The sequence below is a fragment of the Nostoc flagelliforme FACHB-838 genome (genome assembly GCF_014698065.1).
Classification (GTDB): Bacteria; Cyanobacteriota; Cyanobacteriia; order Cyanobacteriales; family Nostocaceae; genus Nostoc; species Nostoc flagelliforme_B.
In genome coordinates, this window is the sequence record NZ_JACJSI010000153.1 from 1 (window position 1) to 14,412 (window position 14,412).

A 14,412-nucleotide genomic window follows, 5' to 3' on the forward strand; every position below is an offset into this window, starting at 1 on the left:
TGAGGAGTCCAATTAAAATGGGCAGCTATTTTTTCCACGTACCAGCCATGTGCATTTAGCCTAACCACCTCTGCTCGGTCTTTAACTTTCTGTGGTACATCCACAGTTCTTAGGTTTAACAGGGTTTTGTCATCTTCACGAGTTAAGAATACCCTTATACGAGCACCCATATCTTGCTTACCTCAGTAGATACATTCTCTGTATTTATTTATCTTTACATAGTTTGGTTTTTCCACGCCGTTCTACTTACGTCTGGAATTTAGTTTTGCGCCCTAGAGGACATCAAGGAATCCATTTCCAACCAGGTCAATTTGCTTGGCTAAGTTTGGAAATATCGCCGTTTATAATGCGTAAACATCCATTTTTTTTGCTTTCAGTGCAGAAAATAGCGAGCGCGTTGAATTTGGCATCAAGGCTTTAGGAGATTTTACTAAGACAATCAAAGATGTCAAACCTGGCACAAAAGCCTTTTTAGATGGCCCTTATGGAGTTTTCACGACAGACCTCTATGAGAATACTGCTGGATTTGTCTTTATTGCTGGCGGGATAGGCATCACACCAATTATTAGTATGCTGTTTACCTTAGCAGAACGTAAAGATGAGCGTCCCTTAGTCTTAATTTATGCTAGTAAAAATTGGGATAATATAATTTATCGAGAGGAAATTAAAGCCTTAAAAGAAAAATTAGACTTAACAGTAATTCACGTTCTTAAGAATTGGCGCATTCTTCTTAGTAGCAAAAGAGTTAATTGCCAATCCTAGCCATTTAGAATTAATCAGTTTTGATATGGAAGAAGTTTTTTAGTTATGACATCAACAATAGCTATCAAAAAATCACTTACTGATCGCAATCTTTGGTTTGAACGATTAGTTGCCGTTTTAGCATTGCTAAATTTATGTTTGGTCTTTTTTGATTTGACCTATATACACTGGCGAGACTTGTATCTTCAAGTTTTGCCAAGTATTACTCAAGCTTATGACCCAATTAAGGGTATTCAACCTCACCCAGAAACCCAAAACTATCTCAACAAAGTTACAGAATTAGAAGAACAGGTTTTACAGGCTGGCTTGCAGTCACCCCAAGTAGAAAATTCGCTGGGTGAATTACGCCTTCTCAGCCAGCAGATGATTGAAGACAACCCATTTGATGTTGCAAATAAAAGTGGGACTTTAGCAAAGATTAAAAATGAAATTCGCTTGCGAACAAATCAACAATCAGCTAGAGAAGCCTTTAATATGTTTTGGAGTCAAGCTTATCTTTCACAAATAGCATGGCAATCAGAAATCAACTTTTTTAATTTACATATTCGTACTCTAATTAATAGTAACTACTATCGAGATATTGATAGGTTTGGCAATTTTATCAGTCGTTTCTGGCTGATTGACTTACCTTTTATCGTGATTTTTGCCTTGGATTTTCTAGCACGTACTTTTTATATCAGTCGCCGTAATCCTGATTTAAACTGGCTAGAAGCAATGCTGCGGCGTTGGTACGATTTATTTTTGTTGCTTCCCTTGTGGCGTTGGTTACGAGTGATTCCAGTCACTATTCGCCTTTACCAAGCACATTTACTCAACCTTGAACCGTTGCGATCGCAATTAAATCATGACTTCGCCATCAGCTTTGCTGAGGAAATCACGGAAATGGTAGGTATACAAGTGATTGACCAAATGCAAGATGCAATTCGCAAAGGTGATTTAGCACGCTGGTTATTTCATCCAGAAACCCGCAAACCCTATATTCAATTAAATGGAAAAAATGAGGTAAACGCTATAGCTGCTCGCTTAGTCAACGTCAGCGTCTATGATGTTTTACCGCAACTTCAGCCTGACATAGAAGCTTTGATGCAACACAGTATTACCAGCACCCTCAACCAATCTCCACTTTACCAACAAATACAGAACATCCCCGGTTTAAATCACTTACCTCATCAATTAACAGAAAAGCTGGCTCATGATTTATCTGACTCAATCTATAACAACTTAATCAAAGCACTATCAGACCCAGTAGCAGCAGAACTTACCTCTCGTTTAATCACCAACTTTCAGGATGTATTAGAGATGGAATTACAGAAAAATTATAATATTCAAGAACTTCAAACTTTACTGATTGATATGCCAGAAGAAATAAAGATTAACTATGTCAAAAATATTGCCGACTCTGGAGTCGAAAAAATCTTATATGAGGCAAATCAAATCTATAAAATTATTTATCGTTGATGATAAAAAATAATTTTTGTTTGAAGTGCAGTCAAAATATTTGGTCAAAAACCAAGACGTATAAATTTTTAGATGCCAGAAATATGCATCGTAATATTAATATATTGATTTATTTAATTAAGTCTATAGATAGAAGTTTTTAAAATTAGTTACAAATAAATATGTGTGTCCATTTAGTACCTAAAAAGCTAACTTTAAAATTAATTTATTATAATTAGCCATAAGTTATCTAGCTATTACCAAGACCATGCGAACGGCGATTTTTGGGAGAGAATTCATGAAACTGACAAAAAGTCTTGCTAAAAAATTACTTTTTGGCATGGTTTTACTAGGATTTTCTGCTTGCAACTTACCAACAACCGAGTCCACCAACACTAACCAACAAGAAACACAAACAGCCCAACAAGTTACCCAACAAAATGCTACTAACAATCAAGCGTGTAATTTAGTAAAAGATGGGTTTGGTTCACAAGGGCAAGTTAACCTACGAGTTGAAGAAGTAGTAACAGGTTTAGAAGTTCCTTGGGGAATTGCTTTTCTGCCTAATCAGGATATGTTAGTTACAGAACGACCTGGACGAGTTCGCATTGTGCGGGATGGTAAACTTGTCCAAAAACCAGTAGCTACTATCGATGTGACTGATAGCGGTGAAGATGGTTTACTTGGCATTGCAACTCATCCTAACTTTGCCGACAACCGATTTTTTTATGTGTACTATACTGCCGATAGAAATGGATCACAGGTGAATCGTGTTGAACGATGGCAGTTATCTAACAACGGACTCAGTGCTTCACGAGATAGGGTAATTCTAGATAATATTCCTGTAGCGCAATACCACAACGGAGGTCGCATCCGCTTTGGCCCCGATGGAATGCTTTACATTGGGACTGGTGATGCAGGGGAACCGCAAAGTTCCCAGGATATTAATAGCCTTGCTGGGAAAATTTTGCGTGTGACTCCTAACGGAGAAATACCACCAGACAACCCATTTGAGAAAAGTCCTGTATATATCACTGGGATTCGCAACACTCAGGGATTTGACTGGGCTGATAAATCGACGCTATGGGTAACAGACCACGGCCCGAGCGGCGATTTGGGTAGGAGAGGTCATGATGAAGTCAGTGTAGCAAAAGCAGGCGACAACCTCGGCTGGCCTACTATCTACCGTTGCGAATCACAAGAAGGACTTGTTACTCCCTCTATTGTTTGGCGTGAAGCTCTACCTCCTGGCGGAGCAATAATTTATACTGGTAATTCTATTCCTGAGTGGAAGGGTAGCTTAATTATTGCTGCTCTCCGTTCTCAACACTTGCAGCGTGTCGTCTTCAACCCCAAGTCTCCCCAACAAGTCGAGCGTCATGAGGTGTATTTACAAAGTAAATATGGGCGACTGCGAGAGGCGATTATGGGGCCAGATGGTGAACTATATGTCACAACTAGTAACTGTGATGGACGTGGGGATTGTCCATCACAGCAAGACAAAATTCTTCGGATCACCAGATAAAAAAATCTATACAAATTGATTACTTAGAGAGGAAAAATATCATGAGAGGATTAAAAGGAAAAAACGCCTTAATTACAGGTACAAGTTCGGGAATTGGACAAGCGATCGCAATTCGACTGGCTCAAGAAGGTTGCAATATCGCCATTAATTACCGCAAAAGTCCAGAAGGTGCGGAAGATACTGAAGAAAAACGCTCAATGTGAATATTTTGGTCAACACTACTTAGCTTGTGGTGACTAAAGTACAGCTTGCCTAAAAGTACTTATGGTTTAGATGTACTAGCATTTATTGCTTCCTCGCCCAAAACGAAAAACATTTACTTGCACAACAGCAAAGACTTCTTACATAAGTCGGGAGAAGGGGGAAGGGGGAAAGGGAAAAAGTTCTGTATAGTCTACTTCCCCTTTAACCTTTACCCTTTTCCCCCCTCTTGCAAAAAGCACTTTTGCAAGAGGTCTCCTAAAGGCTAGTATCTGGATCTCCATCATCCGTACATGAAGGGGCGCGGTTCTAGGACAGCATGGGTAAAATGTTTAGCCCTAACTTTGGTACTGAACTTTTTCTCTACCACAGGATTAGAGACAATATTCAGGATATTCAGAAAAACTTGGCCATCTCTGGAGTCAGCCAGGGAAACATTTCAATCCGCGATCGCTTGTTCTCCTACCCGACAGTAAAGGATCAACTGCTCACGCTGGGGAGCGATCGCATCATTCTTCAAAAAGCAGTTCCAGAAATCATCCAGTTTTTTGTCAGCTTTGTTTAGATCACACATTGGGGGAATACTTACACTAAACAAGGAGCTAAAGCGTTAAACAAGAAAATCTAGCAAGCCTTGGAGAAAACTATTGACCTGCGATCGCTAGCAGTTGAACCCCCAAAAGAGGATGCCCAAGAATGTCTCCGGCTCATGGGCATGGCATTGAAAAATTTTGCCAGTGCTATGAACAATACCCAAGCACTCGAAGCTGCGGCGATAATCTTGGAAAGGGAACCTACACCGTAGGCGATCGCATATCGAGCCGAGCAATTGAAAATGTTGCTCCAAGCGGTTAGTGACATTCGCCGGGTGCTGTCATAACCTGGGTGTACTTGGCAAGAGTTTTGGAATGTTGCCCAAGAGTACGAGGTAATTAAATCGGATTACTGGGCTGAACTTTCCATCCAAGAAACAGAACTAATTACCATCCTCCAGAATGCATCTTGTCAACCTACCACAATTGGCATCGGCTCTATCGTTGCCCCAGGGGCAGGTAGAATAAGGTTATTCTGCTACGTTGTCAGGAGAAAACCAAGTTTCTAGCGTTGAGGTGAAAGGCTGTTGTGAAGGCACTGGTTCCGCCGCGCCCGTACCAAATCCTGAAAAATGGTCACATAAGGCGATAGTTGCGCGGTCAAATATGCGACCGGAGTGTATGCACAAACTCAGACTTGCGGCGGATTCGGGACAGAATCCGGGTTTTGACTTCTTGCAGGAGTGCTGGAATGATGATCCGACTGTGCAAATTATGATTAAAAAACTATTGGTGAAGTTTCCGCAGTGGAGTATTGTTTGTGTGGATGGAGCGCTAATGAAGTGGAATGAGTAGCGTTCGTCATAGTTTGAGGGCTATGTTTGTAAAGGTTTGTAAAATTTTTAAGTTTTTGCGAAAAATTTGAGTTTGAGAATGAAATTTTATTAGGTTAATTGCTAAATAATAAAAAGCTTGTAAGAAGTACCCAACAAAGCAATGATGACTGGTTTTACCCAACTCAAACCCCAGTTCGTAACTCATTTAGGATTGCTATATCAAAAGTTTTATTTAATTTATTTGACTTGTGTGAATATTAATCAGCCGCTTCAGTACATTCTCAAACTATGCCTTCTGGCAACAATTGTTAACAGTTTACCAGTCAATGTTGTTGCTGCTGAAGTACAAACTTTTGGACAAGCTGGTAGAAATGGTGTAGATGGTCGGTCTGGACGAGATGGGAACTCTGCTGCCAAGCAAATAATTCGCGCTAGTGAACAACTACAAACGATTGACCTCTCAGGTACAGACGGCGAAGCGGGAGAATCTGCTATTTCTGGTGAACAAGCTTCTGGATGCCAACAGCCCCAGAATGTGACAGTGAACGTATGCGGTGCTAAAGGCGGCAATGGCGGTAATGGTGGTCATGGCGGTGATGGTGGTGATGGCGGTAATGCTACTGTTTACTTTGAGTCATTATCTCAACTCAAGAATGTGGTGTTACGTAATCGGGGTGGGAGGGCAGGTGTTGCAGGAAAGGGCGGACAAGCAGGTAGTGGATGTAACTGTACTCAACCGCGCTGGACTGTAAATTATTGCACTTGGGCATTGATGGTGCAACCAATCAATGTAGCTAATGCCGAGTGGAAAGAAATTAAAAGAGAATTATTTCGCTGTTCGGGTGATGCGTTCTATGACGAACAACAAAATCGACCCCAGCAGCTTTCAAATTTAGATCCAAATTACCGCTATGGCTGGAGATATATTGGTCTATCACAGCAGAGAGATTTTACTTGTAAGAATGGCCTTATTGGTCAACCGGGACGTAACGGTAGAGATGGGGAACCTGGTAGTTATGGTCAAGTGTTGTTAGTCAAGGGTACAGAAATTCCTCAAGAACAAATTAGTTATAGCAATCGCGTTAGCCTGTTAGTTGATCGAAGCATTGGGCTGATCAAGAAAAATTTGTCGAAAAAAACAGGACTACGGAGTCTACTTGGTACTGGTTCGGATGTCCGAGATAGTTATCGTTTATTAGAAACCGTCCAAAGTTCTTTTAAAGTGTCTTGGCAAACTGTTAAACGTCCACAAGATTTAGGCAATCCTCCGCTAAAAGCTGAAATTACTGAATCAGGGAAATTGCAATTTTATATTCCAGGCACATTGGAATATAAACTCAATAATTTGCAAAACCAAACCGAAATTGCGATTACTGGAGGTATTCACCCTAAACGTTTAGGACGTTATAAATTTAAAGGATTTGATCGCTTCCCCGATTCCCGCAATTTTACTCTTTTAGATGAAGGTAAGCTTTTGGGCGAGTTAAAAACGGTTAAATTGACAATTATTTTGTCCCAAAACAACTCCAAAGTCAGCCAGATGTCTTATCCACTTGTTCCACATCGACCCTATCCTCACTGGGCCGATGCTTATCAGATCAATTTGGGTGATCGCTTTGATTCTTGGCTTCAACCAGGGCAACCTGTTGAGTATGAAATTCGCATTGAACAAACTACCCGTTCCGGAGTCACCTATACATCTGGAATGAAAATTGGTTTCGTTGTAGATAAAGTTACTCATTCTCCCGATATTCAATACTACTCAGGAGCAACACTAACAAATCTCTTAAGGCTTATAAATAAGTAGGCGGGAAAAGTTTCGCAATTCATGTTTGTGTCTGGTCATAAAAGGGGTAGAATGATTATTCAGCCTCAGACTGGAGAGTCTATAGAAAAATCAATACAGCCGAGTCAGCAGGAAGTACACAAAGTATTGCAGCAGTTACGAGAAATACCTTGTACGCCAAAGTTTCGGCTCAATTCTGAGATTCACGACAATAGTCAAGCGTTGTTGGCAAAACGTGCTGGGTGCGTAGACGCTCTGCTTCGGCTTGTCGTAGACATAACGCTGATAATCTGGTCGCCTACTTTTAAGGCAGTTTTTGCAACAGGACTGCCATCAAGAATAGTCGATTGCTTCATACATTGAGTTGCTTAAAGCATTCTTTTTATCGGCATACAAAAAGCAGTAACGCTGACCGTCAGAAAGTAACCGTTGAGTCAGTGCTGCCGTACAAGTTTTTCCATAGCCAAACCCTGTTATTGAAACTTCTGTCCATTTTTTTAGTAAAGCAGACAGGCTAAAAAAATAGCGCTGGTATTCAATTGGTTAAGTGTAGTTTTCTCAAAAAATGCAACTTTGAAAAATCAAGCGAATAGAACTAAAATTTATATAGCACTTACATAAGATAAGATTAGTGAGCCTATCATGATACTCATTTTCCATTAGAGTAGGGCGAACGCACAACGAAAGAATGAGCATTAAAAGCTTGTGTCCGCAAGATTAGAGATATAAGGACAGTAACAATGGAAACATTAGAAAATTATCAGTTGATACTGAAAACGGGTAAAACTACGACAGAAAAAGCTTTAGAATTGTTTGACACCCTTGAACCCGTAAATTTAGGCTTTATGTTTGGTCGTTGGCAAGGGTCTGGACTGCATACAAATCATCCAATGGATGGTTTATTGGAGATTTCCAATTGGTATGGGAAGGAATTTATAGATTCTGAAAATGTTTATCCGTTATTGTTTTTAGATGGTCAGGGAAAAATTTTTCAGGTTGCGCCTAACCCCACTTTAATGAACTGGGTTTTGAAATTGCCGGTACCCAAAAATAATTCTCTTAAACCATTGCTGATCTCAATTAATTCTTTACTTAAAACCGATAAAAGTCAAGCCAGACTGCGAATGATGGAGTATAGAGGAAAAGTGACTGCTACAATGATTTATGATTATTTACCAATCAATGATTCTTTCAGAAAAGTAGATGAAAATACTGTGTTAGGAATTATGGATTATAAAAACATACCTCAACCTTTCTTTTTTATTCTCAAGCGATGCCTTTAGCATTTTAAATCGGCTCTATTACGCTAAAGTGATCGCTGAAATGGAGCGATTAATTGTTCATTCGCACCCTTCTGGAGTAATCATTCTACATCTTGGTTGATACGTCATTGAGTGAGGCTGAGGGCAGGGCGACCGCATCATGTCAACAAAGTATATTCTCAATAAAATTAAAAATAATGTCATTAAGCCTTACTTATTACAAAAGCTTGAGACGTAGGTGTAGCCCGTTGCAGACATCCCTTTGGGGTTTAAAAAATAATCAGGCCGTGACATACTCCTAGCCATTGACCGGAGCTTGCTACAGCAGCATATTTCTTGATCGAGCGGTAGTTGTCAACGAGCTTCAAAGCGACTTGTCATACTGCTGTGGCAACTTTTTATTCAGCGCAAATCATGAGGAAGGCAAACCTGAAAGCGATCGTTGCTCCATTAAAATTGCTGCTATAAAGTCAACCTTGAGGATTGCGTTTCATCGCCCAATACTCCCGATTCGCAAACAGCCCTTGATCAACAATTTCAAAACCATGTCGCTGGTAGAAGCGCACAGCAGCAGCCGTAGACGTTTCCAAATAGCAAGGGGTCTTAGTGCGATCGGTGGCTTCCAGCACAGGTTGAATCAGCTTTCCGCCGATTCCTTGACTCTGCCATTCTGGCGATACTCCCAACATTGCTAAATACCAGTGCGGTTCAGGCGAAAGCTTCTCATGCAATTGAATCTCTATGCTAATAAATGAAACGAAGTCAGCAATTCGATTCCAACGCATATATAACGGAAGTGTGATCAACCCCGATGCCGCAATTTGCCATAGCTGTGGCAACGTAACTTTGGAAGCATCTGGAGGTAGCCAAATTGCTACACCCTTTGGATAATCAGCAGTAGTGTAAATGTGGCTGTAGATTTGGGCATAGTTGAGCAGCGTCTGACTCAATTGCTTGAGAGCCGTTTGCTTTGCATCTTCGTCCTCAGGCAGAAAATGCGCCATCAGCGGATCTTGGCTGAATGCGGCGGCAAGGTAATTAGATGCGATCGCAAAGTCTGACTGTTTTAGCTTCACAATGTCCGTGTCTATCACCGTTACTGATTTTGCTGTTGCATTTTGTCTCTGATCAGTCTGCATAGTGATCTCCTTGATGAGTGTGAAAGACTATGAAAGGATGAGAAAATTTCCAGGGCAAACTGGATGAGCAGCCTTGGGTTGGCATCGCCAAATTAAGTTGTTGGATTCAATCAATTCATTCCGGCGATCGCGTCATTGCCAGCAACCGTTCCACTACCTGAGTTCGACGGGTTTCATCTAATGCACTCAGTTGAAACACTTCTGAGAACCATAAACCGTCGATCGCCAACTGAATGATCACGGCTTGAGTCGGGTCAAGTCCATCCGCTTCGAGGCGCTGACGACAACGCTGCTCATATGCTTTGGCAAAGTTGAGGAGTTCCGGCGGCATCTCGACAATCAGTGAGGTCAAGCGGGCAACTAATGCTAAAGTTTGCCCACTCATCCGCAGTGTCGAGCGAATATAGGCTCTTACCCACTGTCCGGGTGTTCCGGGTGCATCATCCTGGTCAAATTCTGCTTGCAGTGCCGCTTCAAATTCCTGGATTAGTTGTTCACCTAGACCCACAACTAATGCATTCTTGTTGGGGAAATGGTAAAGCAAGCCGCCTTTGCTCACGCCTGCTTGGCGTGCGACGGCATCGAGTGTCAACGCCTCTACGCCTTTCTCCAAAATGACTTGAGTCGCAGCGCAAAGCAGCGTTTTACGGGTGAGAGATCGCGATTTAGGCGATTTGGAAGGAGCCATAGGATCAGTCAATCGAGGAACGGCATTGTTTACCGTCCAGTCAGTATAGTACATAAACTCACCTCCTTGACTTCTCAAAAACTGAGTAATTAAATACTGTCTAAACAGTTTTTTATTGCTTGAATTCACTATACCGTCTAGACGGTTAATGATCAAGTGACAAGTTCTCTATCTTTAGGCGTAAAATCCTTAATTGTAGAGGCTTGCAAACAACAAGGGTCGGTGTCGCGTGTCCCGGTAGGTGTCGGAAATATCACGATAAGTGTCGGAAAAAAATAGGGGAGAAGTTGCATTAGCAAAAGATATTATGCGAACTTTATACCGAGGTGAAAAACCTTCTGTTCTGGATCGGGCGATTGGGGAATTGGGGCGTATAGCCAAAACTTTTGCCCACACGCCCAAGGGGGATAGTGTCAGCCTGACTTGTGACAAATTGCTGCACCTGCTCATCGCTCAATCCCATGAGATTGTAACCAGGAGTAGGAACCACGCCAGGACTAATGGCGTTAACCCGAATCTTGCGCTCTTTGAGGTCGAGTGTCCAATTACGGGCAAACGAGCGCACAGCGGCTTTGGTTGCGCTGTAAACGCTGAAGGCTGGAGTGCCTTTTGTAGAAGTGATCGAGGCGTTCAGAATGATAGAAGCGCCCTCTGGCAACAGAGGCAGTGCCTTCTGCACAGTGAACAGCAGACCTTTGACGTTAGTGTTGAACGTTTTGTCAAAGTGTTCTTCGGTGATTTCGCCGAGTGGGGCGAGTTCTCCACCGCCAGCATTAGCGAAGATCACATCGAGGTGTCCTTGCTCTTGCTTAATTGTGGCGAACAGGCGATCGAGGTCTGCCATAACAAAGACATCGCTCTGAACACCTGTGACGTTTTTACCGATCGCTTTTACGGCGGCATCAAGTTCATTATCAGACAACGTAGCTGAATGCAAGTATGAAGCGATTGCCGTACCCGTCGGGGCTTTGCCCATCGCCAGCGCCATCAGCATGGTTGAAATGGACACCAAGAAGATAAAGCAGCTGGGGCACGATCCTGCGCTCCTTTGTGCAACGTTTCATTAAGGGGGCCGGAAATCAAAATTTGACAACTCCTAGAAGTGAGCTATTCCTCAAACGAATTCCGAACCCTCTTTCATGGAGATGTGTGCTTAGTGCGTCCAATTGTTGTCAAGCCAGTGGCTAAACCTTGCACTGACTAGGCAGAAATGGGTTGCACCCGTGAGGTGAGAAATTGACGGATGTAGTTTGCGATCGCATCTCCGTCTTCTTCCAGCGCAAAGTGCCCAGTATCGAGTAAATGGAACTCAATGTCTTTCAGGTCACGCTGGTAGGGATAAGCGCCCTCGGCAGGGAAGATGTCGTCGTTCTTACCCCAAACAATTAAGGTGGGAGGTTGATGTTTGCGGAAATACTCCTGCCATTGCGGATAGAGCTGTGGATTAGTTCTATAGTCATAAAATAGTGCCATTTGAATCTCAGCATTTCCAGGGCGATCAAGGAAAAGTTGATCCATGTTCCAGGTGTCAGGGCTGATCGCTTCAGGATTGCGAGCGCCATTGGTGTATTGCCACTTCGTTCCTTCCAGGGTGAGAAAGTCTCTAAGCTTTTTAGCATTCTCAGAAGAAGGATTTTGCCAGTATGTCTTCATGGGTTCCGTAAACTCCCGCAGTCCCTCCTCGTAGGCATTCCCGTTTTGCACAATCAGGGCTTGCACTTGCTCTGGATATTTAGTTGCAATCCGATAGCCAACAGGCGCACCATAATCCATTACGTAAAGACTGTATTTTTTGAGATCGAGCGCAGTAATAAATTTCTCCACAATCTGTGCCAGGTGATCAAACGTGTAGTCAAACTCATCCACGGTTGGCATTGAACTGTTACCAAAACCGGGATAATCGGGAGCAACCAGATGGAAGCGATCGGCAAGCGCAGGTATCAGATTACGAAACATGTGAGATGAGGTCGGGAAGCCGTGCAACAGCAAAATTGTTGGATTTTCGCGGGAGCCAGCTTCTCGATAAAATATATCTAAACCATTGATCGTGATCGTGCGAAATGTAGTCATAAGATTACTCCTTGTCGGTTTATAGAACCCATTTGATATCTCATTCACTGCTAGTCTTTTGAGCAATTCTGAATGTCCAAAAGCTGTACGAACATGGCCATTTTTATCGGCCATAATCTCTGCGAATAAATCAGATGCTCCTTTCAGAACAGCAGCCTGCTAAGTCCAGCCTGGTGGGCTATTTACGTGACCGTCCACACGAGCGATCGCTTGCAAGTATTCGAGTGAGTCAAGAGCAGCTTTGATTTGGGCTACATTCGATTACGACAGTCTAGATCACCGTTTAATCTCAACAGATACCATTGATCTTGGGCGGACTTTGGAATGCTGATTATTTTCCTTCAAGAAAGTCCAGCAGCACAGGATTGACTTGATCGGCATGAGTCCAGTTTATAGCGTGCGGGCCACCAGGTATAACTACAAGACGACTGTCTTTAATTAGCTGCGGCAGCCTCAAATGGAAGGATGCGATCGCCATCTCCATGAATAATCAGGCTTGGCACATCAATGCGTGGCAAATCGTCACGAAAATCGGTTAACCACGATGGCACACAGTCCAGAGTCCCCTTAGCAGAAGCTCCTGCCGCGACATTCCAACTCATTTGGATGGCTTCGTTGCTAATGCGATCGCCCAGAAGCACATCCACGTTGTAAAAGTCTTTAAAAAATGCGGACAGATATGCTGGACGATCTTCTACGATACTCTTCATAATTCCATCGAAGACACTGCGCTCGACCCCTTCGGGATTGTCGTCTGTCTTCAGTAGGAACGGTGGCACTGGAGCCATTAGCACGGCTTTACTGACGCGTTCCGAACCGTAGCCCAGATAACGTGTCACTTCGCCAGTCCCCATCGAGAAGCCGACTAGCACAACATCGCGCAGGTCAAGTTTTGCGATCAGCGTGTTGAGATCCTCCGCGAAGGTGTCGTAGTCATAACCAAAGGACGGTTGGCTAGAATTTCCGAAGCCTCTGCGATCGTAAGTGATGACCCGATAGCCCTTGTCCAGCAAAACTCTCACCTGCTTTTCCCATTCTCACCTGCCCAGACCGTCATTTCTCCTTCCAGCACGTATAGTTGCTCAGAATAGCGCGTGTGGCGATGGGGAGGAGTCTGTGAGCCAGGAGGGAAGTAGCCTTCGATCAGATCGTACTGACCTCCGGTCGTGGTGTGATCGGCAATGATGTTGAGGCGAGCGCCAAAAAACCAGAGAGATTGTGTCATGAGATTGTTCCTATTGATGAATGATGTGTGTACTAAGCAGTCAAAATCTACTTTGCACCGATGTAGCTTGTGTTTGCCGCCTCCTTAGTTATCCATTAATTGGTTGTAAATGCAGTTGTGCTTTAGGTTAGGGTCACGCGCAAGACCAGCCCAAAACTCCACACTCGCTCCATCACTGTAACTGGACGATTCAATTCAATTGAAAGCGTCGGGTATTGCAAGGAAGCAGGGTTCACCAGGCAAAGCAACCAAAGGGAGGTAACTCACCTCTTTGGTTTGATACCGTTTTATCCGGTCAAGTGAAACCCACTTTAGACCTTTATTTTCAAAACTGGTTCTTCTTTGCATAGCTGCTTACCCTCTGTTTTTTAGTTGGGGTTAAAAACCAGGAACATTAATTACTTGCAGTCATAATGGCTGCCATCAACTGCTCAATATTCCAGCGACTGGTATATCGAATTCCATTAATAAACAGTGCTGGGGCAGCCGTTACTCCACTGTGTAATCCACTTTTTATATCTTGATTAATGCGTGCTATATGTATTTGACTGGATATATCTTGCAGAAATTGGGGAATATCGAGTCCTAGATTATTGGCATACTCCACAAGATCGCCGTTTCCTAACTCTTGTTGATGGGTGAACAAAATGTCGTGCATCTGCCAAAATTGACCTTGGGTGCCTGCCGCTTGGGCTGCTTCAGCTGCACGTTGAGCATAAGGATGTATTTGCGGCTGCAGAAAGTGGCGAAATACAAAACACAAGTCATTGGCCTGTTGCTGGATTGCTTTAATTAATTGGTGAACTTCGCCACAAGTGGAACACTGGTAGTCACTATATTGGACGAGTGTCACTGAAGCACTCACCAATCCCTGAATATGATCTTGTTCTGAAATCGGCACAAGCAACCGATTATAATCACCAAGACTCATGAAAGCACCTCTAAGGA

At 43.0% G+C, this 14,412-nt stretch carries 16 protein-coding genes and 1 pseudogene; 10 read left to right on the top strand and 7 right to left on the bottom strand.

The genetic code is table 11. The features are described from left to right. Positions 1-570: 570 nt before the first annotated feature. From H6G97_RS53270 to H6G97_RS34065, 10 genes and pseudogenes are all read left to right on the top strand, one after another. The gene (locus tag H6G97_RS53270) at positions 571-762 is read left to right on the top strand and encodes a ferredoxin reductase domain-containing protein (RefSeq protein WP_242055586.1); all 192 of its coding nucleotides are present in this window, start codon (positions 571-573) and stop codon (positions 760-762) included. Between the two features lie 45 nt (positions 763-807). Next, positions 808-2,220 (top strand): hypothetical protein, encoded by a 1,413-nt coding sequence (locus H6G97_RS34025; RefSeq protein WP_190944832.1) that lies wholly within the window; start codon positions 808-810, stop codon positions 2,218-2,220. Between the two features lie 277 nt (positions 2,221-2,497). Next, the gene (locus H6G97_RS34030; RefSeq protein ID WP_190944833.1) at positions 2,498-3,724 is read left to right on the top strand and encodes a PQQ-dependent sugar dehydrogenase; all 1,227 of its coding nucleotides are present in this window, start codon (positions 2,498-2,500) and stop codon (positions 3,722-3,724) included. Positions 3,725-3,765: 41 nt separating this feature from the next. Next, a pseudogene (locus H6G97_RS34035) lies at positions 3,766-3,912 on the top strand (SDR family NAD(P)-dependent oxidoreductase); the annotation flags it as partial. A 341-nt stretch (positions 3,913-4,253) separates the two neighbouring features. Further along, the gene (locus tag H6G97_RS34040; protein WP_190944834.1) at positions 4,254-4,490 is read left to right on the top strand and encodes a hypothetical protein; all 237 of its coding nucleotides are present in this window, start codon (positions 4,254-4,256) and stop codon (positions 4,488-4,490) included. A 69-nt stretch (positions 4,491-4,559) separates the two neighbouring features. Continuing rightward, positions 4,560-4,730: a hypothetical protein gene (locus tag H6G97_RS56165; RefSeq protein WP_422394243.1), complete on the top strand. Its 171-nt coding sequence runs from the start codon at positions 4,560-4,562 to the stop codon at positions 4,728-4,730. A 271-nt stretch (positions 4,731-5,001) separates the two neighbouring features. Continuing rightward, positions 5,002-5,313, top strand: coding sequence for a hypothetical protein (locus H6G97_RS53275; protein WP_242055587.1), 312 nt, complete (start codon positions 5,002-5,004; stop codon positions 5,311-5,313). Between the two features lie 141 nt (positions 5,314-5,454). Next, the gene (locus H6G97_RS34055; RefSeq protein WP_190944835.1) at positions 5,455-7,101 is read left to right on the top strand and encodes a hypothetical protein; all 1,647 of its coding nucleotides are present in this window, start codon (positions 5,455-5,457) and stop codon (positions 7,099-7,101) included. Positions 7,102-7,152: 51 nt separating this feature from the next. Continuing rightward, positions 7,153-7,443 (top strand): hypothetical protein, encoded by a 291-nt coding sequence (locus H6G97_RS34060; protein ID WP_190944836.1) that lies wholly within the window; start codon positions 7,153-7,155, stop codon positions 7,441-7,443. A 377-nt stretch (positions 7,444-7,820) separates the two neighbouring features. Continuing rightward, positions 7,821-8,363 (top strand): DUF4334 domain-containing protein, encoded by a 543-nt coding sequence (locus tag H6G97_RS34065; RefSeq protein ID WP_190944837.1) that lies wholly within the window; start codon positions 7,821-7,823, stop codon positions 8,361-8,363. A 449-nt stretch (positions 8,364-8,812) separates the two neighbouring features. Here H6G97_RS34065 and H6G97_RS34070 read toward each other — a convergent pair whose 3' ends face one another. The 7 genes from H6G97_RS34070 to H6G97_RS34100 form a co-directional block, all read right to left on the bottom strand. Then, on the bottom strand, positions 8,813-9,481 hold the full coding sequence (locus tag H6G97_RS34070; protein ID WP_190944838.1) for a GNAT family N-acetyltransferase: 669 nt from the start codon (positions 9,479-9,481) through the stop codon (positions 8,813-8,815). Between the two features lie 115 nt (positions 9,482-9,596). Continuing rightward, entirely contained in the window at positions 9,597-10,223 is a 627-nt protein-coding gene (locus H6G97_RS34075) for a TetR/AcrR family transcriptional regulator (RefSeq protein WP_190944839.1), read from the bottom strand. 262 nt (positions 10,224-10,485) lie between these two features. Next, positions 10,486-11,145 carry an SDR family oxidoreductase gene (locus H6G97_RS34080; RefSeq protein WP_242055588.1) on the bottom strand — a complete coding sequence of 220 codons (660 nt, stop codon included), beginning with the start codon at positions 11,143-11,145 and terminating at the stop codon, positions 10,486-10,488. Positions 11,146-11,369: 224 nt separating this feature from the next. Then, complete coding sequence (locus H6G97_RS34085; protein WP_190944841.1) at positions 11,370-12,239, bottom strand: alpha/beta fold hydrolase; 870 nt, start codon at positions 12,237-12,239, stop codon at positions 11,370-11,372. Between the two features lie 434 nt (positions 12,240-12,673). Next, complete coding sequence (locus H6G97_RS34090) at positions 12,674-13,261, bottom strand: alpha/beta hydrolase (protein ID WP_338421898.1); 588 nt, start codon at positions 13,259-13,261, stop codon at positions 12,674-12,676. Next, positions 13,258-13,464, bottom strand: a complete 207-nt coding sequence (locus H6G97_RS34095; RefSeq protein WP_199349841.1) for a cupin domain-containing protein — start codon at positions 13,462-13,464, stop codon at positions 13,258-13,260. Before H6G97_RS34095 ends, H6G97_RS34090 begins: the two co-directional genes overlap by 4 nt. Positions 13,465-13,858: 394 nt before the next feature. Beyond that, a complete protein-coding gene (locus H6G97_RS34100) occupies positions 13,859-14,395 on the bottom strand; it encodes a DsbA family protein (protein ID WP_190944842.1) in 537 nt (178 codons plus the stop codon). Positions 14,396-14,412: the final 17 nt, after the last annotated feature.

Excerpts from the sequence above, each read along its gene's own strand:
- H6G97_RS53270 (WP_242055586.1), top strand. The coding sequence starts at position 571 with ATGCTGTTTACCTTAGCAGAACGTAAAGATGAGCGTCCCTTAGTCTTA.
- H6G97_RS34025 (WP_190944832.1), top strand. The coding sequence starts at position 808 with ATGACATCAACAATAGCTATCAAAAAATCACTTACTGATCGCAATCTT.
- H6G97_RS34030 (WP_190944833.1), top strand. The coding sequence starts at position 2,498 with ATGAAACTGACAAAAAGTCTTGCTAAAAAATTACTTTTTGGCATGGTT.
- H6G97_RS34040 (WP_190944834.1), top strand. The coding sequence starts at position 4,254 with ATGTTTAGCCCTAACTTTGGTACTGAACTTTTTCTCTACCACAGGATT.
- H6G97_RS34055 (WP_190944835.1), top strand. The coding sequence starts at position 5,455 with ATGATGACTGGTTTTACCCAACTCAAACCCCAGTTCGTAACTCATTTA.
- H6G97_RS34060 (WP_190944836.1), top strand. The coding sequence starts at position 7,153 with ATGATTATTCAGCCTCAGACTGGAGAGTCTATAGAAAAATCAATACAG.
- H6G97_RS34065 (WP_190944837.1), top strand. The coding sequence starts at position 7,821 with ATGGAAACATTAGAAAATTATCAGTTGATACTGAAAACGGGTAAAACT.
- H6G97_RS34070 (WP_190944838.1), bottom strand. The coding sequence starts at position 9,481 with ATGCAGACTGATCAGAGACAAAATGCAACAGCAAAATCAGTAACGGTG.
- H6G97_RS34075 (WP_190944839.1), bottom strand. The coding sequence starts at position 10,223 with ATGTACTATACTGACTGGACGGTAAACAATGCCGTTCCTCGATTGACT.
- H6G97_RS34080 (WP_242055588.1), bottom strand. The coding sequence starts at position 11,145 with ATGGGCAAAGCCCCGACGGGTACGGCAATCGCTTCATACTTGCATTCA.
- H6G97_RS34085 (WP_190944841.1), bottom strand. The coding sequence starts at position 12,239 with ATGACTACATTTCGCACGATCACGATCAATGGTTTAGATATATTTTAT.
- H6G97_RS34095 (WP_199349841.1), bottom strand. The coding sequence starts at position 13,464 with ATGACACAATCTCTCTGGTTTTTTGGCGCTCGCCTCAACATCATTGCC.
- H6G97_RS34100 (WP_190944842.1), bottom strand. The coding sequence starts at position 14,395 with ATGAGTCTTGGTGATTATAATCGGTTGCTTGTGCCGATTTCAGAACAA.